General features: G+C 59.5%; 23 protein-coding genes. 13 read left to right on the plus strand and 10 right to left on the minus strand.

What is annotated here, in order from left to right; genetic code table 11:
- Positions 1 to 83: 83 nt before the first annotated feature.
- From VJ698_RS08285 to VJ698_RS08305, 5 genes are all read left to right on the plus strand, one after another.
- Positions 84 to 4,259: a YhdP family protein gene (locus VJ698_RS08285; RefSeq protein WP_324102269.1), complete on the plus strand. Its 4,176-nt coding sequence runs from the start codon at positions 84 to 86 to the stop codon at positions 4,257 to 4,259.
- Between the two features lie 12 nt (positions 4,260 to 4,271).
- On the plus strand, positions 4,272 to 5,084 hold the full coding sequence (locus VJ698_RS08290) for a carbon-nitrogen hydrolase family protein (RefSeq protein ID WP_414691133.1): 813 nt from the start codon (positions 4,272 to 4,274) through the stop codon (positions 5,082 to 5,084).
- 142 nt (positions 5,085 to 5,226) lie between these two features.
- Complete coding sequence (gene tldD / locus VJ698_RS08295) at positions 5,227 to 6,687, plus strand: metalloprotease TldD (protein WP_324102270.1); 1,461 nt, start codon at positions 5,227 to 5,229, stop codon at positions 6,685 to 6,687.
- Between the two features lie 337 nt (positions 6,688 to 7,024).
- The gene (gene aroG / locus VJ698_RS08300) at positions 7,025 to 8,086 is read left to right on the plus strand and encodes a 3-deoxy-7-phosphoheptulonate synthase AroG (RefSeq protein ID WP_324102271.1); all 1,062 of its coding nucleotides are present in this window, start codon (positions 7,025 to 7,027) and stop codon (positions 8,084 to 8,086) included.
- Between the two features lie 143 nt (positions 8,087 to 8,229).
- A complete protein-coding gene (locus VJ698_RS08305; protein WP_324102272.1) occupies positions 8,230 to 8,742 on the plus strand; it encodes a DUF1269 domain-containing protein in 513 nt (170 codons plus the stop codon).
- Between the two features lie 25 nt (positions 8,743 to 8,767).
- Here the strand turns inward: VJ698_RS08305 and VJ698_RS08310 are convergent, their stop codons facing one another.
- Positions 8,768 to 9,400, minus strand: a complete 633-nt coding sequence (locus VJ698_RS08310) for a retropepsin-like aspartic protease family protein (RefSeq protein WP_324102273.1) — start codon at positions 9,398 to 9,400, stop codon at positions 8,768 to 8,770.
- A 131-nt stretch (positions 9,401 to 9,531) separates the two neighbouring features.
- Positions 9,532 to 10,017: a YajQ family cyclic di-GMP-binding protein gene (locus VJ698_RS08315; protein ID WP_324102274.1), complete on the minus strand. Its 486-nt coding sequence runs from the start codon at positions 10,015 to 10,017 to the stop codon at positions 9,532 to 9,534.
- Between the two features lie 148 nt (positions 10,018 to 10,165).
- Between VJ698_RS08315 and murB the strand changes: the two genes are divergently transcribed.
- Positions 10,166 to 11,194 carry a UDP-N-acetylmuramate dehydrogenase gene (gene murB / locus VJ698_RS08320; protein ID WP_324102275.1) on the plus strand — a complete coding sequence of 343 codons (1,029 nt, stop codon included), beginning with the start codon at positions 10,166 to 10,168 and terminating at the stop codon, positions 11,192 to 11,194.
- 68 nt (positions 11,195 to 11,262) lie between these two features.
- On the opposite strand, the gene VJ698_RS08325 is transcribed toward murB, so the two are convergent.
- The 7 genes from VJ698_RS08325 to VJ698_RS08355 all read right to left on the minus strand — a co-directional run bounded on the left by VJ698_RS08325 (position 11,263) and on the right by VJ698_RS08355 (position 16,888).
- Positions 11,263 to 11,583: a pyrimidine/purine nucleoside phosphorylase gene (locus tag VJ698_RS08325; RefSeq protein ID WP_324102276.1), complete on the minus strand. Its 321-nt coding sequence runs from the start codon at positions 11,581 to 11,583 to the stop codon at positions 11,263 to 11,265.
- A 120-nt stretch (positions 11,584 to 11,703) separates the two neighbouring features.
- Positions 11,704 to 11,922, minus strand: a complete 219-nt coding sequence (locus VJ698_RS08330) for a DUF2788 domain-containing protein (RefSeq protein WP_324102277.1) — start codon at positions 11,920 to 11,922, stop codon at positions 11,704 to 11,706.
- 3 nt (positions 11,923 to 11,925) lie between these two features.
- Entirely contained in the window at positions 11,926 to 13,257 is a 1,332-nt protein-coding gene (argG, locus tag VJ698_RS08335; protein ID WP_324102278.1) for an argininosuccinate synthase, read from the minus strand.
- Between the two features lie 60 nt (positions 13,258 to 13,317).
- A complete protein-coding gene (gene argF, locus VJ698_RS08340) occupies positions 13,318 to 14,232 on the minus strand; it encodes an ornithine carbamoyltransferase (protein WP_324102279.1) in 915 nt (304 codons plus the stop codon).
- Between the two features lie 122 nt (positions 14,233 to 14,354).
- Positions 14,355 to 15,254 (minus strand): ribosome small subunit-dependent GTPase A, encoded by a 900-nt coding sequence (gene rsgA / locus VJ698_RS08345; RefSeq protein ID WP_324102280.1) that lies wholly within the window; start codon positions 15,252 to 15,254, stop codon positions 14,355 to 14,357.
- A gap of 3 nt (positions 15,255 to 15,257) precedes the next feature.
- On the minus strand, positions 15,258 to 15,608 hold the full coding sequence (locus tag VJ698_RS08350; RefSeq protein WP_324102281.1) for a 4a-hydroxytetrahydrobiopterin dehydratase: 351 nt from the start codon (positions 15,606 to 15,608) through the stop codon (positions 15,258 to 15,260).
- A 20-nt stretch (positions 15,609 to 15,628) separates the two neighbouring features.
- Positions 15,629 to 16,888, minus strand: a complete 1,260-nt coding sequence (locus tag VJ698_RS08355; RefSeq protein WP_324102282.1) for a M48 family metallopeptidase — start codon at positions 16,886 to 16,888, stop codon at positions 15,629 to 15,631.
- A gap of 233 nt (positions 16,889 to 17,121) precedes the next feature.
- Between VJ698_RS08355 and orn the strand changes: the two genes are divergently transcribed.
- From orn to VJ698_RS08375, 4 genes are all read left to right on the plus strand, one after another.
- On the plus strand, positions 17,122 to 17,709 hold the full coding sequence (orn, locus tag VJ698_RS08360) for an oligoribonuclease (RefSeq protein ID WP_324102283.1): 588 nt from the start codon (positions 17,122 to 17,124) through the stop codon (positions 17,707 to 17,709).
- A 77-nt stretch (positions 17,710 to 17,786) separates the two neighbouring features.
- On the plus strand, positions 17,787 to 19,454 hold the full coding sequence (locus VJ698_RS08365) for a peptide chain release factor 3 (protein ID WP_324102284.1): 1,668 nt from the start codon (positions 17,787 to 17,789) through the stop codon (positions 19,452 to 19,454).
- Positions 19,455 to 19,810: 356 nt separating this feature from the next.
- Positions 19,811 to 20,383: a hypothetical protein gene (locus VJ698_RS08370; RefSeq protein WP_324102285.1), complete on the plus strand. Its 573-nt coding sequence runs from the start codon at positions 19,811 to 19,813 to the stop codon at positions 20,381 to 20,383.
- 87 nt (positions 20,384 to 20,470) lie between these two features.
- Positions 20,471 to 21,802, plus strand: coding sequence for a TAXI family TRAP transporter solute-binding subunit (locus VJ698_RS08375; RefSeq protein ID WP_324102286.1), 1,332 nt, complete (start codon positions 20,471 to 20,473; stop codon positions 21,800 to 21,802).
- A gap of 50 nt (positions 21,803 to 21,852) precedes the next feature.
- On the opposite strand, the gene VJ698_RS08380 is transcribed toward VJ698_RS08375, so the two are convergent.
- Positions 21,853 to 22,305 (minus strand): rhodanese-like domain-containing protein, encoded by a 453-nt coding sequence (locus VJ698_RS08380; RefSeq protein WP_324102287.1) that lies wholly within the window; start codon positions 22,303 to 22,305, stop codon positions 21,853 to 21,855.
- Positions 22,306 to 22,711: 406 nt separating this feature from the next.
- On the opposite strand from VJ698_RS08380, the gene glnA reads away from it, so the two are divergent.
- The 3 genes from glnA to glnL all read left to right on the plus strand — a co-directional run bounded on the left by glnA (position 22,712) and on the right by glnL (position 25,997).
- Positions 22,712 to 24,127, plus strand: a complete 1,416-nt coding sequence (gene glnA / locus VJ698_RS08385; RefSeq protein WP_324102288.1) for a type I glutamate--ammonia ligase — start codon at positions 22,712 to 22,714, stop codon at positions 24,125 to 24,127.
- Between the two features lie 201 nt (positions 24,128 to 24,328).
- Positions 24,329 to 24,814, plus strand: a complete 486-nt coding sequence (locus VJ698_RS08390; protein ID WP_414691142.1) for a DUF4124 domain-containing protein — start codon at positions 24,329 to 24,331, stop codon at positions 24,812 to 24,814.
- A gap of 109 nt (positions 24,815 to 24,923) precedes the next feature.
- Complete coding sequence (gene glnL, locus VJ698_RS08395) at positions 24,924 to 25,997, plus strand: nitrogen regulation protein NR(II) (RefSeq protein ID WP_324102290.1); 1,074 nt, start codon at positions 24,924 to 24,926, stop codon at positions 25,995 to 25,997.
- Positions 25,998 to 26,021 lie beyond the last annotated feature (24 nt).

The raw sequence follows: 26,021 nt of genomic DNA on the forward strand, positions 1-26,021 counted from the left end.
GGCTGCGCAAACATCCTATGATATCCATGCGAACATCTCACATGTCAATTTGACCCTATTCTACGCCGCTTGTTTTCTGATTGATGTCTATTGACCAAAACATTCCCCGCAAGCCCGCAGCCTGGTTGTCCCGATGGTGGTTTGCGTTCAAAGAATGTTATCTAATCGCCAACGCGCTGACGCATCATGCGCTTGGCTTCCTCCTCAAGCTCATTGTCTTCGCCTACTTTACCTTCTGCGTGCTGGTTCTCGGCCTGCGCTACGTGGTGCTGCCGAATATTGACAGCTACAAGCCGGATGTCGAACGGTTTGCATCGCGCGCCATCGGCAACAAGGTATCGATCGCGGATGTCGATGCATCATGGTCCGGCCTGCGGCCGCGCCTGTCGCTCGACAAGGTCGTCGTCCATGACAAGTTCGGCAACCCTTCGCTGACACTGCCCAATGTCTCCGCGACCTTGTCCTGGTGGTCACTGGTCGTCGGTGAACTTCGCCTGAATCGCCTGACGATCAATCGCCCGGACATGGACGTGCTGCGCGATGCGGACGGCAAGCTGTACGTGGCCGGCATCCCGATCGACACGGGCAAGACGGGCGGCGGAAAGGGTGCGGACTGGGTGCTGTCGCAGACGGAGATCGTGATCCGCGACGGCCGCCTGCGCTGGAACGACTACAAGCGCGCGGCGCCGGAACTGCTGCTCGACGATGTCAACTTCGTCCTGCGCAACCAGTGGAACCACCATCGCTTCGCCTTGAAGGCAACGCCTCCTGCCGCGTTTGCCGCGCCGCTCGACGTGCGCGCGTCCTTCGTCCATCCGCGCTTCGGCAGCGCCTCCGATGCGACGAAGTGGCGTGGCGAGATGTATGCCGACATGCGCAACACCGACCTGACGGTCTGGAAAGCCTACGTCGATTATCCGATCGAGATGCAGCAAGGGAAGGGCTCGGTGCGGGCCTGGCTGGATTTTGACCGTTCCAGGGTAGTTGATTTCACTGCCGATCTGACGCTCGCGAACGTTTCCGCGCGCCTGCGCAAGGACCTCGACCCGATGAACCTGGTCGAGGTCAGCGGGCGAGTCTCGGTGCGGGAGGATCTTGGTGCCGGAGTGGGCGACGGAAAGCCGACCTTCGGCCAGAACGGCCATTCCGTTTCGCTCACGGATTTCACCTTGCAGACGGATGACGGCCTTTACCTGCCGAAGACGACGATCAAGGAAAGCTTCGCGCCGGCCCGCAAGGGACATCCGGCGCGCACCGAGATCAACGCCAGATTGCTCGACCTGAAGACAATTGCCAATTTTGCCGAACGCCTGCCCTTGCCCGCGGAGCAGCGCCAGATGCTGGCGGATTTCGCACCGCGCGGCGTGCTCAGGGATTTTTCCGCGCAATGGCACGGCTCGTATCCGGACATCTCCGCCTACAGCATCAAGGGCGAATTCATTGGTCTGTCGCTCCAGCCGCAAACTGCACGCCCCGCACGGCCGAAATCGGCCGGCATGCCGGCCCAGGCTGCCGTTCCCGCCATCCCGGGCTTCGACAACCTGACAGGCAGGGTGGAAGCCAATGACCGCGGCGGCCTGCTCAGCCTCGCATCGGATAACCTCGTCCTGCAGTTGCCAGGCTACTTCGACCAAGCGGCCATGCCGTTCGAGCGCCTCAACATGCAGGCCAACTGGGTATTCCAGGAAAACAATCAGTTGCTGGTCGATCTGCAGAAGATGGATTTCGTCCAGGAGGGACTTGCCGGCTCGTTCTCCGGCCGGCACCTGATGCCGCTGGACCGGCAACCCGGCAAGCTGCAGGGCAATATCGACATCACCGGAAAACTGAACCGCCTCGAGTTGCAACAGGTCGGCCGCTACCTGCCGATCCAGACGCCGGCGACCCTGCGCGAATGGCTGACTGGCGCACTGGCAGGCGGAACCGTGAAGGATGTGCGCTTGCGGCTCAAGGGCGACCTGGACCAGTTTCCGTTCAATGCGGCCGCGCAGCGTGGCAGGCCCCGTGGAGAATTCAGCGTGGTTGGGCGCATTGAGGATGGCGTGCTGAACTACGCGCCCGGCAAGCTCGGCGAAGACGGCAAGTCGCCGCTGTGGCCGGTGATCGACAAGATCAACGGCATGATCTCCTTCGATCGCGCGCGCATGGAAATCACTGCCGACAGCGCCAGGACATCCGGCACCAGCCTTTCGCGTGTGAAGGCGGTGATCCCGGATCTGTCGCGCCATGACATGGTGCTTGATGTCGACGGCGATGCCGCCGGGCCCCTGCAGGAATTCCTGCGGTTCACCAATGAAAGCCCGGTGGCCGGCTGGATCGACCACTTCACGGAAGAGACGAAGGGGACTGGCAATGCGAAGCTTGCGCTGAAACTGCAGCTTCCCCTTGAGGATCTGCGCGAAGCGAAGGTGAACGGAACACTGCAGTTCGTCGGCAACAACGTCACGCTGAACAACGTGATGCCCCCATTGCAGGCATCGAATGGCAAGCTGGAATTCCACGAAAAGGGCTTTTCCATCGGCGGCATCAAATCGAATTTCCTCGGTGGCCCGGTTGTGGTGTCCGGCGGCACGCAGCGCGACGGAACGATCCTCGTGAAGGCCGAGGGCAGCCTGACCGCGGACGGCGTGCGCAAGGTTTACGCTTCACCTGACGCGCAGCGTTCCTCTGAACGCATTGCCGGCAACACGCGCTATACGACGACCGTCCGCGTGAAAAACAAGCGCCCTGAGATCGTGGTCGAATCGAACCTCGCCGGCATTTCGCTGGATTTTCCCGTGCCCTTGCGCAAGGCCGCCAACGAGATCCTGCCGCTGCGCTTCGAGCTCCTTGGCCAGCCCTCGACGGATGCGTCCATCTCGCGCGACGAAATGAAGCTGTCGCTCGGGTCCGCGATTTCGGCACGCTACGAGCGCCAGAAGGGCACGGAGAAGGATGCCGAATGGCGCGTCGTGCGCGGCGGCATCGGCGTCAATGTGCCCGCGCCGCAGCCGGACAGCGGATTGATCGCCAATGTCAGCCTGAAGTCGCTTGACCTGGATGCGTGGCGCCGCGCCATGACGTCAGTCGTGTCGGTTGGCCACCAGACGGAGACGCGCAACCCGGCGGATGCTCTCTCGATCTCCCAGTACATCGATCCGGAAGTGCTGGCGGCGCGCGCCACCGAGCTGATCGTGGAAGGCCGGACCCTCAACAACGTCGTGGTGGGTGCTTCGCACCAGAAGGGCGCATGGCAGGCGAACATCGACTCCGACCAGGTTTCGGGTTATGTCACCTGGACCGAATCGCCGTCGGGCCAAGGACTCGGCAAGATCACCGCACGCCTGGCCTCGCTCATCATTCCCAAGTCGGCGGCGTCGGAAGTAACCGAACTGTTCGAAGGCAAGGACACCACGACCCAGATGCCGGCGGTCGATATCGTTGCCGAGAACTTCGAACTTTTCGGCAAGAAGTTCGGCCACCTCGAACTGATGGCCCAGAACCGTCGTGGCTTTACCGGGCGCGAATGGCGGATCAGCAAGCTGTCGATCGCAAATCCCGACGCCGAGCTGAAAGCAATCGGCAAATGGACGAACAGGGATGGTGAGAGCCTGTCAAATCTGAACTACACCCTGAACATCAGCGATGCCGGCAGACTGCTCGACAGGTTCGGCTTCAACAATGTCCTGCGCGGCGGCAAGGGCAAGATGGAGGGCGATATCAGCTGGAAAGGCTTGCCGTTCTCGCTCGACATCCCCAGCCTGAGCGGTCAGTTGCGCCTCGATCTCGCCTCCGGCCAGTTCCTGAAGGTCGAGCCGGGTGCGGCAAAGCTGTTGGGCGTGCTAAGCCTGCAATCGCTGCCGCGGCGCCTCGCACTTGATTTCCGCGACGTGTTCTCGGAGGGCTTTGCCTTCGACGGCGTGACGGCGACGGCGAACATCGCGCAGGGCGTGGCGAAGACCGACAACTTCAAGATGCGTGGCTCTTCCGCCACCGTGCTGATCGACGGCAGTGCGGACATCGACAAGGAGGTGCAGAATCTGCACGTAGTGGTGATCCCCGAGATCAATGTCGGTACCGCATCGGTGGTGTACGGCCTGGCCGTCAACCCGGTGATTGGCGTGGGCAGTTTCCTTGCGCAACTGTTCCTGCGCGACCCGCTGATGAAAGCCTTCACCTTCGAGTACCAGGTGACGGGGCCATGGAAGGATCCCGTGGTGACCAAGCTGCTGCGCAAGACGACTGCCCCTGCAACGGAAGCAGTCGGCAATTCCGGATAGGACGATCGAAACATGACGCTGAGCAATCCCGTGAAAGTCGCCGCCGTACAAATGGTTTCCACACCAGTTGTGGAAGAGAATTTTGCCGCCGCGCGCCGTCTGATCGGCGAAGCGGCTCGACAGGGTGCGGAGATGGTGCTGCTGCCGGAATACTGGCCGATCATGGGCATGAAGGAATCGGACAAGGTGGCGCATGCGGAAAAACTGGATGCCGGGCCGATGCAGGAATTCATGTCGGAAATTGCGCGCGAACACCGCATCTGGCTGATCGGCGGCACACTGCCCATGGTGGCGCCCGAAGCCAGCAAGGTGCTCAACACGATGATGGTGTACAACCCGGCGGGCGAACATGTGGTGCGCTACGACAAGATCCATCTGTTCAGCTTCGCCAAGGGCAACGAATCCTACGACGAGGCGCGTACCATCGTGCATGGAACGAAGGTCGCCACCTTTGAAGCGTCGTTCGGCAGGGTCGGCCTGTCGGTATGCTATGACCTGCGCTTTCCGGAGCTCTACCGTACCATGGGCGATTGCGCCCTGATCGTGGTGCCTGCGGCCTTCACTTACACCACGGGCAAGGCGCACTGGGAAATCCTGCTGCGCTCGCGTGCCATCGAGAACCAATGTTATGTACTCGCTGCTGCGCAAGGAGGCAATCATCCGAACGGACGCCGTACATGGGGCCACAGCGTGCTCATCGATCCATGGGGCGAAGTCAAATCGGTGTTGCCCGAAGGCGAAGGAATCGTCGTCGGCGACATCGACCTCGCGCATTTGCAGTGCGTGCGCGAGAGCTTGCCGGCCTTGAAGCATCGCAAGCTGTAACGCATTACCGCAAGAAAAGGATTTCAGTCCGGGCATCGTTTTTCGTCAGTATCGCCGCTGAAGAACCAGACGGCAGGCAGATGCTCTACAATCTACTGAATTTACCCATCCGAATTCGCGCCCCTGGCGCGCATCAATCACCATGAATCTGTTCGAACCGAATCTCCAGACCCTTGCTGCTGCCCGCGATATCCTGCTTGCGCCCTTCGGCCTGGACGAAGGCAAGCTGATCAAGGCGCTCGATGCAATTTTCACTCACCGCGTCGATTACGCCGATCTGTACTTCCAGTTCACCAAGAACGAGGGCTGGAGCCTGGAAGAGGGCATCGTCAAGACAGGCAGCTTCTCCATCGACCAGGGTGTCGGCGTGCGCGCCGTGTCCGGCGACAAGACAGCATTCTCTTATTCGGACGAAATTTCCGAAGACGCACTCCTGCAGGCTGCAGAGGCCACGCGCACCATCGCGCGCCAGGGCGCAGGCAAGATCCAGGTTGCATCATCGATACAGGCTGCGGGCGGACGTTCGCTGTACCTGCCGAACGATCCCCTGGCCTCGCTCGATGCCACTGCAAAAGTGAAGCTCCTCGAAAAGGTCGAGCGCATCGCCCGCGCGCGCGATCCTCGTGTAGTGCAGGTGATGGCTGGCCTGGCGGGTGAATACGATGTCGTGCTCGTGGTGCGAAGCGACGGCGTGCTGGCTGCGGATATCCGGCCGCTGGTGCGTGTCTCGGTAACCGTCATCGCCGAGCAGAACGGACGTCGCGAAATCGGCTCCAGCGGCGGCGGTGGACGCTACGATTATGCTTACTTCAGCGACGAACTGCTGGAACGTTATGCCACCGAAGCGGTTGAGGCAGCCATCGTCAATCTCGACGCGCGTCCTGCGCCGGCCGGGACCATGACCGTGGTGCTCGGGCCGGGCTGGCCGGGCGTATTGTTGCACGAGGCGATCGGCCACGGCCTGGAAGGCGATTTCAACCGCAAGGGTTCCAGCACCTTCTCCGGCCGCATTGGCGAACGCGTGGCGGCGAAGGGCGTGACCGTCGTGGACGACGGCACCATTTCCAACCGTCGTGGTTCGCTCAACGTCGATGACGAAGGTAATCCGACCCAGTGCACGACACTGATTGAAGACGGCATCCTGAAGGGGTATATGCAGGACACCATGAATGCCCGCCTGATGAAGATGGCAGTGACCGGAAACGCACGGCGCGAATCCTATGCGCACTTGCCGATGCCGCGCATGACCAACACCTACATGCTGGCCGGCGACAAGGATCCGGACGAGATCATTGCTTCAGTCAAGAACGGCCTGTATGCGGTAAATTTTGGCGGCGGCCAGGTGGACATCACCAACGGCAAGTTCGTCTTTTCCGCGAGTGAGGCCTACATGATCGAGGACGGCAAGGTGACTTATCCGGTCAAGGGCGCCACCCTGATCGGCAACGGTCCGGACGTCCTGAACCGTGTATCGATGATCGGCAAGGACATGCGGCTCGACAGTGGTGTGGGCGTCTGCGGCAAGGAAGGGCAGAGCGTCCCTGTGGGCGTCGGCCAGCCGACCCTGCGGATCGATGGCGTGACGGTGGGTGGAACGGCCTGACGATGAATGCCGTCAATTCGGCCCAGGTTCTGCCAGCGTTTCGGGGAACAGGAGCGGAAAGACGGCTCTCAAGACAAATTTCGCCCTGATCCCTTGCCAAAACCCTTTATTTATTGCACTATTCATCTAGATTTGCTGTAAAACCTCTGAAAAACATGACTTTCGCGCGCTTTTACTTTTATTTCCACTTTAGCTATTCCAGCCCCATGGCGGTGGAAAAGCGGTAAGCGCACGAATAAAAGAGAGCCCAAACCGAATTTCTAGAAAAAACCGCCAGCGATGGCGGTTTTTTCTTTTCAGCTTTATGTTTTGAAACTTTTGACCCGGAGAAAGAATCATGCCGCGCACAGATGACCTACGGATACGAGAATTGAAAGAACTCGCGCCGCCTTCACACCTCATTCGCGAATTTCCTTGCTCGGACAAGGCATCAACCACCGTCGCCAACTCCCGCACCGCCTTACACCGCATCCTGCACGGCCAGGACGACCGCCTGATGGTCGTGATCGGGCCGTGCTCGATTCACGATGCCAAGGCGGCAATGGAGTACGCACGCCGCCTGGCGGAGCAGCGCGAGCGCTTCAACGGCGACCTGGAAATTGTGATGCGAGTGTATTTCGAGAAACCGCGCACGACGGTAGGCTGGAAAGGCCTGATCAACGACCCCTACATGGACAACAGCTTCCGCATCAACGAAGGCCTGCGCATGGCGCGCGAGTTGCTGCTGAATATTAACGAGCTGGGCCTGCCGGCGGGTACCGAATTCCTCGACGTGATCAGCCCGCAATACGTGGCCGATCTCATCAGCTGGGGCGCGATCGGCGCGCGTACCACCGAATCCCAAGTCCACCGCGAACTCGCTTCCGGCCTGTCGTGCCCGGTCGGGTTCAAGAACGGTACCGACGGCAGCATCAAGATTGCAGTCGACGCTATCAAGGCAGCCTCCCAGCCGCATCATTTCCTTTCCGTCACCAAGGGCGGCCACTCGGCTATCGTGTCGACCAATGGCAACGAGGATTGCCATGTCATTTTGCGCGGCGGCAAGGCGCCGAATTATGATGCGGCGAGTGTGGATGCCGCATGCAAGGACATCGCAGCGAACGGGCTCGCGTCGCGCCTGATGATCGATGCTTCCCATGCCAACAGCTCCAAGAAGCCGGAAAACCAGGTTCCCGTCTGTGCCGATATCGGTCGCCAGATTGCAGGCGGCGACACGCGCATCGTTGGCGTGATGGTTGAATCGCACCTGGTTGGCGGGCGACAGGATCTGCTCCCCGGCAAACCGCTGACATATGGGCAGTCGATCACCGACGGCTGTGTTGACTGGGAGTCCAGCGTGAAGATCCTGGAAGGACTGGCTGAAGCAGTAAAGCAGCGCCGCCTTCATGAATCGGAGTAACTCGCTTGCGCAAGCGGCGCCGCATTGCTTGCAGCGCTGAAAAGCATGTCCCGGACTGCGGCGAAATTGCCTGAGATTTGCCTTTGATGATCGAAGCGGCTTTGCTATAACGGAGCTATTCGCTGCGTCAAAAGGAGGCAATCATGCGTCGCAGACTCTATTTCATGCTGCCTGACGTTCCCGGCGCCCGCAGCCTGCTGGATGAATTGCTGCTTGCCCGTATCGAGGAGCGGCATATTCGTTTCTGTGCCAAGGACGGAACGCCGCTTCCCGATATGCCGGAAGCTAACTTTCTGCAGAAAACCGATCTGGTACATGGTGCCGAGTCGGGCATGCTGGTTGGTGGCGCGATTGGCTTGATCGGCGGCGCGCTGCTTGTGATGTTTCCGCCCGAGGGAGTGCGCCTGCAGATGATTGTCGTGCTGGTGGCAGGCATTGTCGGTGCGCTGTTCGGCGCCTGGGCATCCGGCATGGTGGCAGCGGCCATCCCCAATTCTCGTCTGAAAGCTTTCGAGGCGGCGATGGAGCGAGGACAAGTCCTGCTGATGGTCGACGTACCGTACCGGCGCACCCAGGAAGTCGAGCAACTGGTGCTCAAGCGTCATCCGGAAGCCAGGTTCGGCGGCATGGAGCCACACATTCCCGCATTCCCGTGATGCTGTGATGCCGCGAAAGCGGCATTCAGAAACGCTTGGTCAGCACCATCTGGTCGCCTTCGCGACGCATCTCGGTGCGGTTGAGGAAGGACATGCCGAGCAGGATGAAGGGAAGGCCTTGCTCCTGCACGACGGCATCGACCTGGTTGATTTCGATATCGCCAACCTTGACCGTATTGAGTTTGACGACATAGGCCGGGGCAACACCATTGGCGGTGTTCATGTAGGCCGCGCGGCCTTTCTTGTAATCGATCCCGAGCCGCGTCGCATCGGATGCAGGAAGGGCGATCATGGTTGCGCCGGTGTCGAGCAGCATGCGCACGCTGCCGCCATTGATCTGGCCCTGCACCATATAATGTCCCTGACTATCGGACTTCAGAGTCACGCTGGCCCGTCCGGTCCCTGCGTTCCGGTTCATGTATTCACCAAGCGCAATGACTTGACGCTTTCCGTTGGCTTCAATGGTCGCTGAGGCCTTGTCGGCCGACACCAGGGTTACGCCTTCGGAAATGGTCGTGCCGACAGAATAGGTTTTCGGCGCGCCGCCATCCACCACCAGCACTGCCTTGTTGGGAAACAGGCCGACCACGTTGATGTCGGCGGCGTCTGCGTTAGCGGCAAGCAGGAGCAGGCTGGCTGCAAGAATGGTCGGGCGCATAGTAAGGAAAGTCAGTCGAACATGCCGGCGAAATGCCGTGAGGCAAATGTGTGTGAGCAGAATAGCACCTCCTGCTTCCGACAGACAACATCTATCCCGATGCGCCCAATGAGCAGACGATTTGTGTTGCGTCAGTCGCGGAAATTGTTGAATTCCAGCGGGAGGTCCGTCACTTCCTTGCGCAGCAGGGCGATGGCCGATTGCAGGTCGTCGCGCTTGGCCCCAGTCACACGCACGGCATCTCCCTGGATGCTGGCCTGGACCTTCAACTTGCTGTCCTTGACAAGGCGTACGATCTTCTTGGCAGCGTCGGATTCGATGCCGTTGCGGATCTTGATGATCTGCTTGACCTTGTCCCCGCCGATCTTCTCGATCTTACCGATGTCGAGGAAACGGACGTCGACATTGCGCTTCACCATTTTACCGGTCAGCACGTCGCGCACCTGGTTCAGCTGGAATTCGCTGTCTGCATACGCAGTGAGTTCGCGTTCCTTTTGCTCTACGCGGGCGTCGCTGCCCTTGAAGTCGAAGCGAGTTGAAATTTCCTTGTTCGACTGGTCGATGGCATTCTTGACTTCGACGAGGTTGGCTTCGGATACGACATCAAAAGATGGCATGGCTGATCTCTCTTTTCGCGTTTGGCAACAGGCCTGTTGTCATTCTTGTCTGGCAGGCCACGTTGTGGTTCGATTAACCGGGGCATTCTAGCCGACAAAAAATCGTGTGGCTAGGTTCTGTCCGCCCACGCCTATATAATGCCGCGCTATGACTCCTGTCCTTCCCATTCAGTACGATTTTTCCCTGCAGGGCCTGAATACCTTCGGCGTCGCTGCAACGGCCAAGGCTTACCTGCGCGTTACGTCGGCTGACATGCTGAGGCAGGTGAGGAACGACGATTTCCTTGCGCGCCTGCCACGTCTGGTGCTCGGCGGCGGCAGCAACCTGCTCCTGACGCGCGATTTTGCCGGCCTGGTGCTTCACATGTGCACTAGCGGCGTGGAAATCATCGGCGAGGACGCCGGCGCGAAGTACGTCAAGGCTGCCGCGGGCGAGAACTGGCACCAGTTCGTGCAGTGGACGATTGGGCAGGGAATGGGCGGACTGGAGAACCTGTCGCTCATCCCGGGCAGCGTGGGGGCTGCGCCAATCCAGAACATCGGCGCTTACGGTGTTGAAATGAAGGACTACTTTCACTCCCTGACAGCATTCGATCTCGACACGGGCGAAATCTTCATGCTCGACAAGGAGGCCTGCCGCTTTGCTTATCGCGACAGCATATTCAAGCACGCATTGCGCGACCGTGTGGTGATCCTCGATGTGACCTTTGCCTTGCCGAAAAAATGGCAGGCGCACACGCAGTATGCCGATGTCGCCCAGGAACTGGCCTCCTGTGCCATTGCATCCCCGGGGCCGCAGGATATCGCCGATGCGATCATTGCCATCCGTACCCGCAAGCTGCCGGACCCCGCCAAGATTGGCAATGCAGGCAGCTTCTTCCAGAATCCGGTGGTATCGGCTGACTTGCGCGACGCGCTGCTGGCCAGCCATCCGAAGCTGGTCAGCTATCCTCAGCCTGACGGCAGCTACAAGCTTGCTGCAGGATGGCTGATCGACCAGAGCGGATGGAAAGGAAAGAGCATGGGCGCCGCAGGGGTGTACGAGAAGCAGGCGCTTGTGCTGGTGAATCGAGGTGGCGCGACAGGGCAGGAGATCGCCGCGCTGGCCAACGCGATTCAGATGGACGTGATGTCCAGGTTCGGTGTCATGCTGGAACCGGAGCCGGTTTTCATCTGAGTATTCGGCAGCGCGCCGCGCACGCTACCGTCCGCGTCAATCAATCTGCGACAATCAGGCCACGACAATCAGGCCGCGATGAAGTGGCACACATAGTCCAGCGTCTCCAGCGTTTCGATATCGAAGCTGGAATTGCCCGGCACGTCAAAGCTCTGGCCGCCTTCGTAGGTCTTCCATGCGTCTTCGCCCTTCAGACGAATGCGGCATTTGCCGGCATTGAGTTCCATGCGTTCCGGCGCGCCGGTATTGAAAGTCAGCGAGGACGGGAAAATCACGCCGAGGGTTTTCTTCGTGCCGTCGGCAAACAGAACGGTGTGCGAGACGCACTTGCCGTCGAAGTAGATGTTGGCTTTCTTGACGGCGGAAACGTTGTCGAATTGCGTAGTCATGTCAGGTCCTATTCGGAAGATTGGAAAAAATCGGGCAATGCATAAAAAAGGACCCGGAGCGGGTCCTTGCATGCGGGGCATGGCCACGGCAAGTTCGCCAGGCCACGCATCTCGCGCAGGTCAAACCTTCAATACTGCCTGCAGGATCTCCTTGGCGACGAAACCGAACATGCCGACAGACAGCACCAGGAACAGGACAAATGTCCCGCGCTTGCCGGCTTTCGAACGCCAGGCGATTTCGCCGATGATGAACAGCATGAAGAGGATGAGTCCGCCAATGCCCCAAGTGGTACCGAAGTGCGCAATCTGGTCTTCAGTGAAGCCGAATACAGTTCCCATCCATCAGTCCTTCTTGTCGAGGCGCGGCAGTGCGACGGAAGAGCTGGCGGAGAGCAGGCCGGCCTTGCTGTAGATGCCAAGTTTTTCGCGGGTATCGGTGATGTCCAGGTTGCGCATCGTGAGTTGACCGATGCGGTCCTGCGGCGTGAACGCGCCTTCGCCTTTTTCCATCGTCAGGCGTTCCGGCTGGTAGGTCAGGTTGGGCGATTCGGTGTTCAGGATCGAGTAGTCGTTACCGCGGCGCAGTTCGATAGTGACTTCACCGGTGATGGCGCGCGCGACCCAGCGCTGCGACGCTTCGCGCAGCATGATCGCTTGCGGGTCGAACCAGCGGCCTTGGTACAGCAGGCGGCCGAGCTTGCGGCCGTTGTCACGGTACTGCTCGATCGTGTCTTCATTGTGGATGCCGGTGATCAGGCGTTCGTAAGCAATGAACAGCAGCGCAAGGCCGGGAGCTTCGTAGATGCCGCGGCTCTTTGCTTCGATGATGCGGTTTTCGATCTGGTCGCTCATGCCGAGGCCGTGACGGCCGCCGATGCGGTTCGCTTCCATCATCAGGTCGACCTGGCTGGCAAATGTGATGCCGTTCAGTGCGACCGGACGTCCTTCCTCGAAGCGCACGCTGACTTCCTCGCGCTTGACTTCGACGTCATCGCGCCAGAATGCAACACCCATAATCGGTTCGACGATCTTCATGCCGCTGTTCAGGTGCTCGAGGTCTTTTGCCTCGTGCGTCGCGCCCAGCATGTTGGAGTCGGTCGAATAGGCCTTCTCGACGGACATCTTGTAGTCGAAGCCGGACTTGATCAGGAACTCCGACATTTCCTTGCGGCCGCCGAGTTCCTGGATGAACTGCTGGTCGAGCCAAGGCTTGTAGATGCGCAGTGCCGGATTTACCAGCAGGCCATAGCGATAGAAACGCTCGATGTCGTTGCCTTTGAAGGTGCTGCCGTCGCCCCAGATGTCGACCTGGTCTTCCTGCATCGCGGCGACCAGCATGGTGCCGGTCACTGCACGGCCGAGCGGCGTCGTGTTGAAGTAGGTAACGCCCGCGGTCGAGATGTGGAAGGCGCCGCTTTGCAGAGCGGCGAAGCCTTCCGCGACGAGCTGCTCGCGGCAGTCGATCAGGCGGGCCTGTTCGGCGCCATACAGCTTCGCCTTTTTCGGAATGGCATCGTAATCGGGTTCGTCGGGCTGGCCGAGGTTCGCGGTGTAAGCGTAAGGAATGGCGCCTTTTTGGCGCATCCAGTGCAGGGCCGCACTGGTATCGAGGCCGCCGGAAAAGGCGATGCCCACTTTCTGATTGACAGGGACGGACTGAAGTATGGTCGACATGATTTTGCTTCGCTTGTGATTTTGGGAAAGACGATGAGGAACCGGTCAGGCTGTGTCAGATCAATCCAGCTTGCCCAGGACCAGGTATTCAAGCAGCGCCTTCTGGACGTGCAGGCGGTTCTCGGCTTCGTCCCACACGACCGACTGCGGGCCGTCGATGACTTCGGCGGAGACTTCCTCGCCGCGATGCGCGGGCAGGCAGTGCATGAAGAGGGCGTCGGGGTGGGCGCGCTTCATCTTTTCGCTGTCCACGATCCACCCGTGGAAGGCCTTCAGGCGCACCGCGTTTTCTTCCTCGTAGCCCATGCTGGTCCACACGTCCGTCGTTACCAGGTCCGCGCCGTCGCAGGCGTCGGCTGGATTGGCGAAGGTCGTGTAGTTCTTGTTGTCCGCCGCGACGAGCGACTGATCGATCTCGTAACGCTTCGGTGTCGACACGTTGACGTGGAAGCCGAACACCTGCGCTGCCTGCAGCCAGGAATACAACATGTTGTTGGCGTCGCCGATCCATGCCACGGTCTTGCCCGCGATGGAACCGCGATGCTCGATGTAGGTGAAGACGTCGGCCAGGACCTGGCAGGGATGGTGTTCATTGGTCAGGCCATTGATGACCGGCACGCGCGAATGTTTCGCAAAGCGATCGATGATGTCCTGGCCGAAGGTGCGGATCATGATGATGTCGCACATGCGGGACATCACCTGCGCGGCATCTTCCACCGGCTCGCCGCGGCCAAGCTGGCTGTCGCGGGTGTTGAGGTAGATGGCCGCGCCGCCGAGCTGGTGCATGCCCGCTTCGAACGACAGCCGGGTGCGCGTCGAATTTTTTTCGAACACCATCACCAGCGTGCGGTCAAGCAGCGGGTGGTAGGGTTCGTAATTCTTGAACTTGCGCTTGATGAGACGGGAACGTTCGATCAGGTACTCGAACTCTTCAAGCGTAAAGTCAGAAAACTGAAGGAAGTGTTTGATTGCCATAAATGAAAACGGCGGCAAGTTGGCGCCTGCCGCCGGACGGACGTTTGTAACTTGTTCAAGTATAAGGGATTTTTCCTGAAAAAGATAACCGTTGCCAAGGAATCGCCATTGCTTGGCGTGGATCAATATAGCTTCTGCGAGGATTCATGCACGAGCTGCTGGTAAAGCGCGTGCCGCATGGGGGAAATGGCTCCCGCGTCGACGGCGGCCAGCACGGCGCAGCCCGGTTCGTTCAGGTGATGACAGTTATAGAATTTGCAACTTCCAAGGTGTGGTCGGAATTCCCGAAAAGCACGCTCCAGCATGCCTTCGGTCAGGTGATACAGACCGAATTCCTGAAATCCGGGGGAATCGATGATCGATGTTTCCTCATCCAGCATGAACAGGCGGGTAAAGGTCGTGGTGTGCTTGCCCGAATCCAGCGCTGCCGAAATTTCCCGCGTGGCGAGTTCCGCGTCCGGCACCAGCAGGTTGATCAGGGAGGACTTGCCCATGCCCGACTGGCCGATCAGGATCGTCGAATGGCCTTTGAGCAGGGGATTGAGAATGGCGCAGGTCTTCTCGGGCATGGTGCGCGCCGAGACTTCGTGGACCGGGTAATCCAGTCCCGTGTACAGTGACAGGCGCTCGCGTGTCTTCGCCAGCGAGTCCGTGATGTCAATCTTGTTCAGGACGAGATGGGTCTTGATGCCCGCCGCTTCGGCCGCCACCAGGGCGCGAGAAACCAGGTCGTCCGAATAACCCGGCTCGGTCGCTACGACGATGAATAGTTGTGTGACATTCGCTGCGAGCAGTTTCGACTTGTACTGGTCGGAACGATAGAGCAGTGTCCTGCGTTCGTTGATCGCTTCGATCACGCCCTGGTCCGGCGAGGTCTGTTTCAGCCGGACGATATCGCCGACCGCGACATCGCTCTTCTTTCCGCGGGTAACGCATTGCAACTTCGCGTCACCCGCCTGGACCAGATAATGCCGGCCATGGGCCGCAATGACGGTGCCGTTGGTGTCGATACGCCCGCTCATCGGTCAGCGCGCGGCCTGCTGGAACACTGCATCGACCTTGGCGGCGCAGATGAAGTCGTTTTCCGATAAGCCGCCGCGCCCGCCATTGACCGAATGCGTGTCGAATTTCACCACGCAGCGGTTGTACGTCACGGCCAGTTCGGGGTGATGGTCTTCGGCATGGATGACGTAAGCAATCGCGTTGACGAACGCCAGCGTTTCGTAATAGTTCTTGAAGCTGTACGACTTGACGATCTTGCCATCCTCGAGCGCCCAGTCGTCCACGGCGGCCAGTTGTTCCTTGATCTCATTATCGGTCAATCCGGTCTCCAGATGCCGGCATTTCTTGTTCAGTAGTTCAGTGGCAGTCACCATGATTGACTCCTCATTGTTGTTCATTGGCCCGCCAGCAGATGCTGGATGCGCACTGTGGCAGGCGGGTGCGAGTCATAGAACGCGGAGTGCAGCGGGTCAGGCGTCAGTGTTGATGCATTGTCCTCGTACAATTTCACCAGCGCCGACACCAGTTCCTGCGCGTCGGTATGCTTCGCCGCGAACGCGTCGGCCTCGAACTCATGCTTGCGCGAGGTGACCGAAATCAGCGGAGAGAACAGAAAGGTGAACACCGGCAGCACCAGCATGAACAGGATCAGCGACATGGCGTCGTTGGCGCCGATCAGCAGCGGATCAACACCCAGCCCGGTGAAGAACCAGGTCTGTGTTTTCAGGTAACCGAGCAGGGCAAGGAATCCGAGCGAAAGCAGGAACATCATGGCGATGCGCTTGATGACATGCTTGAGCTTGAAATGCCCCAGCTCATGCGCCAGCACGGCCTCGATTTCCTGCGGGCCGAGACGCGCGAGCAGGGTGTCGAAGAACACGATGCGCTTGGCTGCGCCGAAGCCGGAGAAATAGGCATTGCCATGAGCACTGCGCTTCGAGCCGTCCATCACGAACAGGCCCTTGGACGCGAAGCCGACGCGATGCATCAGGCCCTCGATGCGGGCGCGCAATCCTTCATCCTGCAAGGGCGTGAATTTATTGAACAGCGGTGCGATGACGGTCGGATAAAGCACCAGCATCAGCAGCTGGAATCCGCTCCAGACGAGCCAGGCATAGAACCACCACAAGTTGCCTGATTTTTCCATGAGGGTGAGAATGACCCAGGTCAGGGGCAGGCCGATGACGATGCCGACCAGCGTGTTCTTCAACAGGTCGGAGATGAACAGGCGCAAGGTCATCTTGTTGAATCCGAACCGGGCCTCCAGCACGAACTGCTTGTAATAATCAAAAGGCAGGTCGACCGCCGCGGTGATGAATGCGAATGAGGCAAGCAGGGCGAGCTGGTATGTCATGCCCGACCCGAACAGCTTGAACAGGTTGACGGACAGCGCCTGCAATCCGCCCAGCAGGGTGAAGCCGATCAGCATGGTGGCATTGACCAGCATGGTCAGCACGCCGAGTCTCGTCTTGGCAACGGTATAATCCGCGGCCTTCTGATGGGCATACAATGGGATCTTTTCGGCGAATTCAGCGGGCACGGCGCTGCGATGTGCGAGCACATGACGGATGTGGCGCGAGGCAAGCCAGAAGCGTACTGTCAGGGTTACAACGAGAAAAGTGACAAACAAAACCGAAAACGCAAGTGATGACATTCTGTGCCTGTGAGAAAATGGCGGGTTTTGGAACGGCCCAACCGATTCGGATATCCGTTCATCCCCGGGGCGCATGCCGTGGGCCATTAATGGCATCGCAAGTGCCGGCTGGCTCCGTGGGCAGCACCCTGTGGAATGAACCCGGAGCGAACGGGTCGCATGCATTGCAGCCCGGCCTTGCCGGTGCGCGGCACTCCTGAATAAATTGATGGCAGCCCCCAAGGAAAACAATTATGTCACAAGCCACCGAATCTCAAGCCCCGATCAATGCGCCTGCTCGCCCGAACGAATTCAATCTTGTCTGGGTGGATATGGAAATGACCGGCCTCGACCCGGATAACGACCGCATCATCGAGGTTGCCGTCGTCGTCACCGACTCGGAACTCAATGTGCTGGCCGAAGGCCCCGTCTTTGCGATCCATCAGCCGGATGAAGTGCTGAACCGCATGGATGCCTGGAACAAGGGCACGCACGGCCGTTCCGGGCTGATCGACCGCGTGAAGGCTTCGACCATCAGCGAAGCTGACGCGGAAAAGGCCTTGATCGATTTCCTGAAGCACTTTGTTCCGTCCGGCAAATCGCCGATGTGCGGGAACTCCATCTGCCAGGACCGCCGCTTCATGGCACGCGGCATGCCGAAGCTGGAGGCGTTTTTCCACTATCGCAACCTTGACGTCTCGACACTGAAGGAACTGTGCAAGCGCTGGAAACCGTCCATTGCAAGCGGCTTCAAGAAGCACCAGAAGCACACGGCGCTGGCCGACATCATCGAATCAGTCGAGGAACTGCGTTACTACCGTACACACTTCATTCAGCCCTGATTCATCTTTCGGCCTTGTGCGGGAATCGGACATCCCCACATGATGCCAGTCAACCAGAACATTTTTTAAGGCGCAACATGGCCTCCGTAACAGATTTGCCGTCGAACGACACGCTCGACACCGCACCAGAAAACCGCAAGGTTCCGACCGAGCTGATTGCGCGCGAAGTCGCGCGCCGACGCACCTTCGGCATCATCTCCCACCCGGACGCGGGCAAGACCACTCTGACTGAAAAGCTGCTGCTGTTCTCCGGTGCGATCCAGCTCGCCGGCACCGTGAAGGCGCGCAAGAGCGGCCGCCATGCGACGTCGGACTGGATGGAAATCGAGAAGCAGCGCGGCATTTCGGTTGCCAGCTCGGTGATGCAGTTCGAATATCGCGACCACGTGGTCAACCTGCTCGACACGCCAGGTCACCAGGACTTTTCCGAAGACACGTACCGAGTGTTGACGGCAGTGGACTCGGCGCTGATGGTGATCGATGCCGCCAAGGGCGTGGAAGAGCAGACCATCAAGCTGTTGAATGTCTGTCGGATGCGGGCTACACCGATCCTGACCTTCATGAACAAGATGGACCGCGAAACCCGAGATCCGCTGGAACTGCTCGACGAGGTCGAATCGGTACTGAAGATCCAGTGCGCGCCGGTGACGTGGCCGATCGGAATGGGCAAGAACTTTCGCGGCGTGTACCACTTGTTGCGCGACGAGATCCTGCTGTTCAAGGCCGGCGAGGAACGCGCCGACCAGGAATTCGAAGTCATCAAGGGCATCGACAATCCGCGCCTCACGGAGATGTTCCCGCTCGAGATTGAACAGCTGAGAAATGAAGTTGAACTGGTGCATGGCGCTTCGCATCCTTTCGACCTCGATGCCTTCCTGGCGGGGACGCAGACGCCCGTGTTCTTCGGGTCAGCGATCAACAACTTCGGCGTGCGCGAAATCCTCAACGCACTGCTCGACTGGGCGCCGCAGCCACGCTCGCGTGACGCGACCGTGCGCGCGGTGGAGCCTGACGAAGCACCGTTTTCAGGCTTCGTGTTCAAGATCCAGGCCAACATGGATCCGGCGCATCGCGACCGCATCGCGTTCCTGCGCGTGTGTTCCGGGCGCTTTGAGCGCGGCATGAAGATCAAGCACCTGCGGCTGAATCGCGAAATCAAGGTATCGAGCGTGGTGACCTTCATGGCCTCCAGCCGCGAGCAGGTGGAAGAGGCTTATGCGGGCGACATCATCGGCCTGCCTAATCACGGCAACATGCAGATCGGCGACAGCTTTTCCGAAGGGGAAATGCTGCAGTTCACCGGCATTCCGTATTTCGCACCGGACTTTTTCCGCACGGTACGCATTCGCAATCCGCTGAAGATCAAGCAGTTGCACAAGGGATTGCAGCAGCTGGGCGAAGAGGGCGCGGTGCAGGTATTCAAGCCGGTGCACGGCGGCGACCTGATCCTTGGCGCGGTCGGCGTGCTGCAGTTCGAAGTGGTGGCGAGCCGCCTGATGAACGAATATGGCGTCGACGCGGTGTTTGAGGGCACCAGCATCAGCAGCGCGCGCTGGATCACCTGCGAAGACAAGAAGGCCCTGGCGGATTTTGAAAAATCTTCGGCTGGCAGCAACATTGCTTTCGACGCCGCCGGAAACATGGCCTACCTTGCGACCTCGGGCGTCAATCTCAAGCTGACGCAGGAACGCTGGCCGCAACTGACTTTCCACACGACACGCGAACACGCCGTCAAACTCGGCTGAGCAAGTCCCATCTCGTCCTTCCTTGCCCGGGGGTTGTTTTCCAAATGAAAATGATCCCCGGAAGCATTCATCTCCACTGGCTTTCCCATTGCTCCGCAGACCTTCTGTGATTGTCCGCGCATGTTGCGGTTTCGCTGCAGATAGTCCCAAGTTCGGTTCAGTAGATACGTCGATCGCCGCAATTCCAGGGGCTGTTTGAGAATTATCAATGGCCTCCAAAGACAAAAGCCTATACTCACCCAACACATTTTTTCGGCATCCTCTTCCCGGTTTTCGTGGTGCAGCCGTAGCGCCGCGTTCGGAATCCGACAAGTTCCGAAACGTTTCTTTGGCAGTAAAAAGATCAAGGAGCACTCATGCTGACTTCCACCTATTCGCTCGTCGCCATTGGCGCCGAACAGGACAAAGCACGAAGCATGCTTGGCCGTTTGAAACAGTATTTCCAGGCGACATGGCGCGGGCTGCAGGGCTTCGACTTCGCTTTTCTGGAAACGGCTTTCAACAAACTCGTGCAATTCGACAAGTTCTGCCGCAATCGCAAGATCGAGCTGTATCTCATTCCTGCGATGCACGGCGTGTCGCAGGAGGCTGAGGCATTGATCGAGGAAATCGAGGCCTTGAGCGCGAAGGCGGCACGCCTGCTTCATTTCGTGAGCGATCATCTCGCGGGCGCATTCGATCTCGGCAGCGCCAAGGTCAATGAGGTCTTCCATGCCATGGAGTCGTACTGCGAGAAGATCAGCATGCGGATCGACAGGGAAGAGAAAGAACTGCTTCCGCTGGCGCAGCGCCTGTTTTCCATCGAAGACTGGTTTTCGATTGCGGCAAAATTCCTCGCCGAGGACGCGGCCGCATTCGGCCGTCGGCGCCAGGTGATCCCGGCGCGCGTGTCGGCGCCGCCCAGGGCGTCTGCCCTCAATACCCGCTAACCTAAAGTCCTGTCGCCGCTCTCCCAGCCCTTGCGCCGCCGGGGATTTCTTGGCATGGTGTGACCGATGATTTCTATCGGGACACACATGCCAAAGATCCTCAAATTTTCCAGGTTTTCATTGCATGATTTGCTGGTCGCCGCCGGGCCGGCGGCCATTGCGATTGCCGTGACCTGCCTTCTTGCGTATTGGTGGGTCGATCCCTCTCCGCCACGGTATGTCACGCTCTCCACCGGACAGGAAAACAGCGCATATGAAGCCTTCGGAAAGAAATATGCGGCCGCGCTTGCGAAAGTCGGCATCAGCGTAACGCTGAAACCCTCGCTCGGTTCTCTGGAGAATCTGCAGAGGCTGAGGGATCCGTCGTCCGGCGTCGATATCGCCTTTGTACAAAGCGGCTCGACAGAGCAGGAGGAGGCGGAGCGCAAAGGCCTGGTTTCGCTCGGCAGCCTCTTCACCGAGCCGGTATGGCTGTTCCTGCGCGAGACAAAACATGTCCATCAGCTCACGCAACTCAAGGGCCTGAAAATCAATGTCGGGCCGGAGGGTACGGGCGTCCCGAAGCTGTTCAAGGAAATCCTGTCGGTCAATGGCGTTGAGTCCGCCGACCTGACGCTGGGCGCGCTGGAGAATACGCCGGCTACCGTCGAATTGCTGGCGGGCCGTATCGACGGCCTGGTGTTCAGCTCCGCGCCGGATGCGCCCCTGATTCAGATGCTGCTGCAGACGCCAGGCATCAGGCTGTTCGATTTCACGCAGGCCGAAGCCTACACGCGGCGCTTTCCTTTTCTCTCCCATGTGGTTCTGCCGCGCGGGATCGTCGACCTGGGGCGCGACATTCCGCCCAAGGACTACCATCTGATCGCGCCGATGGCGACGCTGGTGGCGCGCGAAGATCTTCATCCGGCACTGGTCGAGCTGTTCGTGCAGGCGGCTTCGGATATCCATGGCAACGCGGGGTGGTTCCACCGCAAGGACGAGTTTCCAACACCCAGTTATACCGAGATTGCCGTGTCGCCGGCGGCACAAAAGTTCTACAAGGGCGGGGCGCCGTTGCTGCAGCGTTACCTGCCGTTCTGGGTCGCCAACCTGCTGGAGCGGATGTGGGTGGTCGTAGTGGCGCTGGGCGCACTGATCCTGCCGCTGTCGCGCATCATTCCGCCGCTGTATGTGTGGAAGGTCCGTTCGCGCGTCTACCGCTGGTATGGGCAGTTGCGTGCCGTGGAGCAGGCGATCGAGGACGTCTCGCAGGAGAAGCGGGAGAGCGTGTATCGCGCACAGCTGGAACGGCTGAACGATATCGAGGATCGGGTGAACCGCATCTCGATTCCGCTATCGTTCGCCGACGAACTGTACGGGCTGCGCAGCCACATCAACTTCGTGCGGCGACGCATTGCCGGGCTCATGAAGCCGGAATAGGGGGAACGCCTCCGGTTTCGGGGGAACGCCTCCGGCTTTGGCGGGGCGTCTCAGGCTCCGACCCAGGGCAGGCCTGCCTTGCACCAGCCGCCGACCGTCTTGCGATGGCCTTCCGCGTCCTTGTCGCCCTCGAAACCTTCAAGGATATCGAAACAGTTCAGGTAGCCGTGCTCTGTCGCCAGCTTCGCGGCATGGCGCGAACGCACGCCGGAGCGGCAGAGGAAAAGCAGGACATTGTCTTTCGAGGCAAGCTGGGCCAGCTGGTCAAGGAAGTCCGGATTGGGCGTGCCGCCCGGATAGAGGTTCCATTGCACGGCAGCGTGCTGCGTATCGGGGATGGCGACGCGTCCCACCCAGTCGCGTTCGGCATCAGTGCGCACGTCGACCAGCTTCACCGTGCTGCTCTGCTGGAGCAAGGCATAGGCCTCGGCTGGCGTGACTGCGCCGGCGTAGGGCAACTGTTTTTCCTGCCCGCGCTGGCGGGCTGTTTCAAGAATATCCATCGGAATCTGCCTTCGAAAGTGGGATTGACAGCATTTTATCGCGCCACCAGGTGCCTGGGCCTAATGAAAGGCGATGCACCGGGTTGGTGCGAAAATTCCACCGAAGACTCGTGGAGCACTGGATTGGTGCGTTCGCTTAGATTTGCACTATTATGGTGCGTGATGTTAAGGCGCCTTTTTGCCCCAAATCCGTTTCAAATCCGCATTATTTCCGCGAATTCGGGGGCTTTGCCACAGAGTGGAGAGCTTGTGATTTCTCAAGGTGGTGGCATGGAATCTGCTATCATTGCCGGTTGAGTTTCTGGTCGCACTTCGGCATGTTTTGCATTCACCGTGATACGGCCAACACAGTCGGCTCAAACCAATTCCACAATATCCGTACCACTTCTCACATTAGGAGATTCGCATGGCAATGACGGCCGCAGACGTCTTGAAGATGGCGAAGGACAACGAGGTCAAGTTCGTTGATTTTCGCTTTGCTGACACCCGGGGCAAGGAGCAGCACGTTACCGTTCCGGTTTCGCAATTTGGCATGGACAAGTTCGAGTCCGGCCATGCGTTCGACGGCTCCTCGATCGCCGGCTGGAAGGGCATTGAAGCGTCCGACATGTTGCTGATGCCGGATCCGAACACTGCCAACATCGACCCGTTCATGGAAGAGACCACCCTCTTCATGCAGTGCGATGTGATTGAACCGTCCGATGGCAAAGGCTATGACCGCGACCCGCGCTCCATCGCCAAGCGTGCCGAAGCCTACCTGAAGTCCTCCGGCCTGGGCGACACCGCCTACTTTGGCCCGGAACCCGAATTCTTCATCTTCGACAACGTGCGCTGGAAGATCGACATGTCCGGCTGCTTCGTGAAGATCGGCTCCGAAGAAGCGTCCTGGTCCACCGGCAAGGAACTCGAAGGCGGCAATACCGGCCATCGCCCGACCGTCAAGGGCGGCTATTTCCCGGTTCCGCCGGTCGACAGCTTCCAGGACATGCGCTCCGAAATGTCGCTCATCCTCGAAGCGATGGGCATTCCGGTTGAAGTGCACCACCACGAAGTCGCGGGCGCCGGCCAGAACGAACTCGGCACCAAGTTCTCCACGCTGGTGGAGCGCGCCGACTGGACCCAGAACATGAAGTACGTGATCTGGAATGTTGCGCATACCTATGGCAAGACCGCGACCTTCATGCCGAAGCCGCTGGTTGGCGACAACGGTTCGGGCATGCACGTCCACCAGTCCGTCTGGAAGGATGGCCAGAACCTGTTCGCGGGCGACGGCTATGCCGGCCTGTCCGAGTTTGCGCTGTACTACATCGGCGGCATCATCAAGCATGCACGTGCACTGAACGCGATCACCAACCCGGGCACCAACTCCTACAAGCGTCTGGTTCCGGGCTTCGAAGCACCGGTCAAGCTGGCTTATTCGGCGAAGAACCGTTCCGCATCGATCCGTATTCCGCACGTTGCGAATCCGAAGGGCCGTCGCGTTGAAGCGCGCTTCCCGGATCCGCTGATGAATCCGTACCTCGGCTTCGCCGCACTGCTGATGGCAGGTCTGGACGGCGTGCAGAACAAGATTCACCCGGGCGAAGCGGCATCGAAGGATCTGTACCACCTGCCGCCGGAAGAAGACGCGCTGATCCCGACCGTCTGCCATTCGCTCGAGCAGGCGCTCGAGTACCTCGACAAGGACCGCGAATTCCTGACCCGTGGCGGCGTCTTCAGCGACACCATGATCGACGCTTACATCGAACTGAAGATGGCAGAAGTGCAGCGCTTCCGCATGACGACCCATCCGATCGAATTCGACATGTATTACTCGCTGTAATCAGTCTTTCGCCGCAAGGCGGAATCCATCTCAAGGCGGGGAAAACTTCGGTTTTCCCCGCTTTTTTTATTCTGCATTGCCCCGACATGGCAACAAGGCGCAGTGTTGCGGCTTGACGTGTTTTATCTTGTAATGTTTGTAAAGCCTTGATTCTTACCCTAGACTAGTAAGCGCTCCCTAAGGTATCCATAAATAAAGATGATGAAGCGACAAATCACCGGGCTGCTCCTGCTGGCGGCTGCAGCGGGTTACGCGCACGCGCAGAGCGATGTGTACCTGTGCGTCGACGAGCACGGCAAGAAGGAGTACAAGAACACCGGTCCGACCAAGGGTTGCAAGAAGGTGGACCTGCCGGGCATTACCATGATTCCGGCGCCGGCGAAGAAGCCGGCAGTGCCGGCGGCATCGAGGCCGGCCAGCGCGCCATCGGATTTCCCCAAGGTCGACAACGGCACGCAAAAGGCGCGCGACAGCGACCGCAAGCAGATCCTGCTGGATGAGCTGAAAGGCGAAGAGCAGAAGCTGGCAAACCTCAAGAAGGATTACAACAACGGCGAGCCCGAGCGTCTCGGCAGTGAACACAATTACGCGAAGTACCAGGAGCGTGTGGCGGCGATGAAGGAAGACATTGACCGCACGGCAAAGAATATCGAAGCTTTGAAGCGCGAGATCAATAACCTGAAGTAGGCGTGACAGAAACGTGACCGAAGCGTGACAGAACGCAGGTATGACGCTTGCATGAACGGGGCCGCGCGATGCGGCCTTTATTTTTCGGCGACTTGTTTGTGGAACCCCTGTGAAGACATCAGCAAACCCGTTCAGCGGCCTTGACCTTCTTTCTTCGGCCGTGGTGATCCTGGATGCCGACGCACGGATCAGGTACGCCAACACGGCGGCGGAGCACTTGTTCGAAATATCGGTCAAGGCGCTTCGCGGGCAAAGGCTGGATGCGCTGTTCCTGAACGGCGAGCATCTCAACGAAGTGTTTCGGGAGGCCGTGCAGCATCACTTTGCCGACAAGCGCCTCGACCTGGCGCTGGAGCGTGTCGGGCGCGAGACCTTGCAGGTCCATGTGATCGTCACCCCGCTGGATAATCCGGATACGCCGGTGCTCATCGAGCTGCGCGAGAACGTGCAACAGCTCAAACTGGACCGCGAGGAACGCCTGCTCGACCAGAGCCAGGCCAACAAGGAACTGATCCGCAACCTGGCGCATGAAATCAAGAACCCGCTCGGCGGCATCCGTGGCGCCGCGCAATTGCTGGAGTTCGAGCTGCCGGAGCGGGACGCGAAAGACCTGCGGGAATACACCCAGGTGATCATCAAGGAGGCGGACCGCCTCCAGACCCTCGTCGACCGCCTGCTCGCACCGCACCGGCATCCGCACATTGTGGGTGACGTCAATATCCATGAAGTGTGCGAGCGGGTGCGCAGCCTGATCATGGCGGAGTTTCCGCACGGGCTGACGATCAAGCGCGACTATGACCTCTCGGTGCCGGAATTCCGTGGCGACAAGGAACAGTTGATCCAGGCGGTGCTGAACATCGCGCACAACGCGGCGCAGGCGCTGTCGGAGCGGATCAAGGCTGGCGATGCGGTGCTGACGCTGCAGACGCGAATCGCACGCCAGGTTACGCTCGCGAAGGTGCGCTACAGGCTGGCATTAGATTTGCATATCATCGACAATGGGCCGGGTATTCCGCCCGACATCCGGGACCGCATTTTCTATCCGCTGGTGTCGGGAACGGACGGAGGCAGCGGGCTCGGGCTGACCCTGGCGCAGAACTTTGTGCAACAGCACCTGGGTGTCATCGAATGCGAAAGTCGCCCGGGTTATACCGACTTCCGGATACTGATACCGCTGCCTTGAACCCTTGCCGTCGATGCGGGACAC

The sequence above is a fragment of the Noviherbaspirillum sp. genome (genome assembly GCF_035254685.1).
In the GTDB taxonomy this organism is placed as follows: Bacteria; Pseudomonadota; Gammaproteobacteria; order Burkholderiales; family Burkholderiaceae_D; genus Noviherbaspirillum.

What these genes read in the sequence shown, in the direction of transcription:
- VJ698_RS08375 (WP_324102286.1), top strand. Translation starts at nt 20,471, where the DNA reads ATGCCAAAGATCCTCAAATTTTCCAGGTTTTCATTGCATGATTTGCTG.
- VJ698_RS08305 (WP_324102272.1), top strand. Translation starts at nt 8,230, where the DNA reads ATGCGTCGCAGACTCTATTTCATGCTGCCTGACGTTCCCGGCGCCCGC.
- VJ698_RS08380 (WP_324102287.1), bottom strand. Translation starts at nt 22,305, where the DNA reads ATGGATATTCTTGAAACAGCCCGCCAGCGCGGGCAGGAAAAACAGTTG.
- VJ698_RS08325 (WP_324102276.1), bottom strand. Translation starts at nt 11,583, where the DNA reads ATGACTACGCAATTCGACAACGTTTCCGCCGTCAAGAAAGCCAACATC.
- VJ698_RS08315 (WP_324102274.1), bottom strand. Translation starts at nt 10,017, where the DNA reads ATGCCATCTTTTGATGTCGTATCCGAAGCCAACCTCGTCGAAGTCAAG.
- glnA (WP_324102288.1), top strand. Translation starts at nt 22,712, where the DNA reads ATGGCAATGACGGCCGCAGACGTCTTGAAGATGGCGAAGGACAACGAG.
- VJ698_RS08310 (WP_324102273.1), bottom strand. Translation starts at nt 9,400, where the DNA reads ATGCGCCCGACCATTCTTGCAGCCAGCCTGCTCCTGCTTGCCGCTAAC.
- VJ698_RS08390 (WP_414691142.1), top strand. Translation starts at nt 24,329, where the DNA reads ATGAAGCGACAAATCACCGGGCTGCTCCTGCTGGCGGCTGCAGCGGGT.
- VJ698_RS08355 (WP_324102282.1), bottom strand. Translation starts at nt 16,888, where the DNA reads ATGTCATCACTTGCGTTTTCGGTTTTGTTTGTCACTTTTCTCGTTGTA.
- VJ698_RS08330 (WP_324102277.1), bottom strand. Translation starts at nt 11,922, where the DNA reads ATGGGAACTGTATTCGGCTTCACTGAAGACCAGATTGCGCACTTCGGT.
- rsgA (WP_324102280.1), bottom strand. Translation starts at nt 15,254, where the DNA reads ATGAGCGGGCGTATCGACACCAACGGCACCGTCATTGCGGCCCATGGC.
- VJ698_RS08365 (WP_324102284.1), top strand. Translation starts at nt 17,787, where the DNA reads ATGGCCTCCGTAACAGATTTGCCGTCGAACGACACGCTCGACACCGCA.
- tldD (WP_324102270.1), top strand. Translation starts at nt 5,227, where the DNA reads ATGAATCTGTTCGAACCGAATCTCCAGACCCTTGCTGCTGCCCGCGAT.
- aroG (WP_324102271.1), top strand. Translation starts at nt 7,025, where the DNA reads ATGCCGCGCACAGATGACCTACGGATACGAGAATTGAAAGAACTCGCG.
- orn (WP_324102283.1), top strand. Translation starts at nt 17,122, where the DNA reads ATGTCACAAGCCACCGAATCTCAAGCCCCGATCAATGCGCCTGCTCGC.
- argF (WP_324102279.1), bottom strand. Translation starts at nt 14,232, where the DNA reads ATGGCAATCAAACACTTCCTTCAGTTTTCTGACTTTACGCTTGAAGAG.
- VJ698_RS08290 (WP_414691133.1), top strand. Translation starts at nt 4,272, where the DNA reads ATGACGCTGAGCAATCCCGTGAAAGTCGCCGCCGTACAAATGGTTTCC.
- VJ698_RS08370 (WP_324102285.1), top strand. Translation starts at nt 19,811, where the DNA reads ATGCTGACTTCCACCTATTCGCTCGTCGCCATTGGCGCCGAACAGGAC.
- murB (WP_324102275.1), top strand. Translation starts at nt 10,166, where the DNA reads ATGACTCCTGTCCTTCCCATTCAGTACGATTTTTCCCTGCAGGGCCTG.
- VJ698_RS08350 (WP_324102281.1), bottom strand. Translation starts at nt 15,608, where the DNA reads ATGGTGACTGCCACTGAACTACTGAACAAGAAATGCCGGCATCTGGAG.
- VJ698_RS08285 (WP_324102269.1), top strand. Translation starts at nt 84, where the DNA reads ATGTCTATTGACCAAAACATTCCCCGCAAGCCCGCAGCCTGGTTGTCC.
- argG (WP_324102278.1), bottom strand. Translation starts at nt 13,257, where the DNA reads ATGTCGACCATACTTCAGTCCGTCCCTGTCAATCAGAAAGTGGGCATC.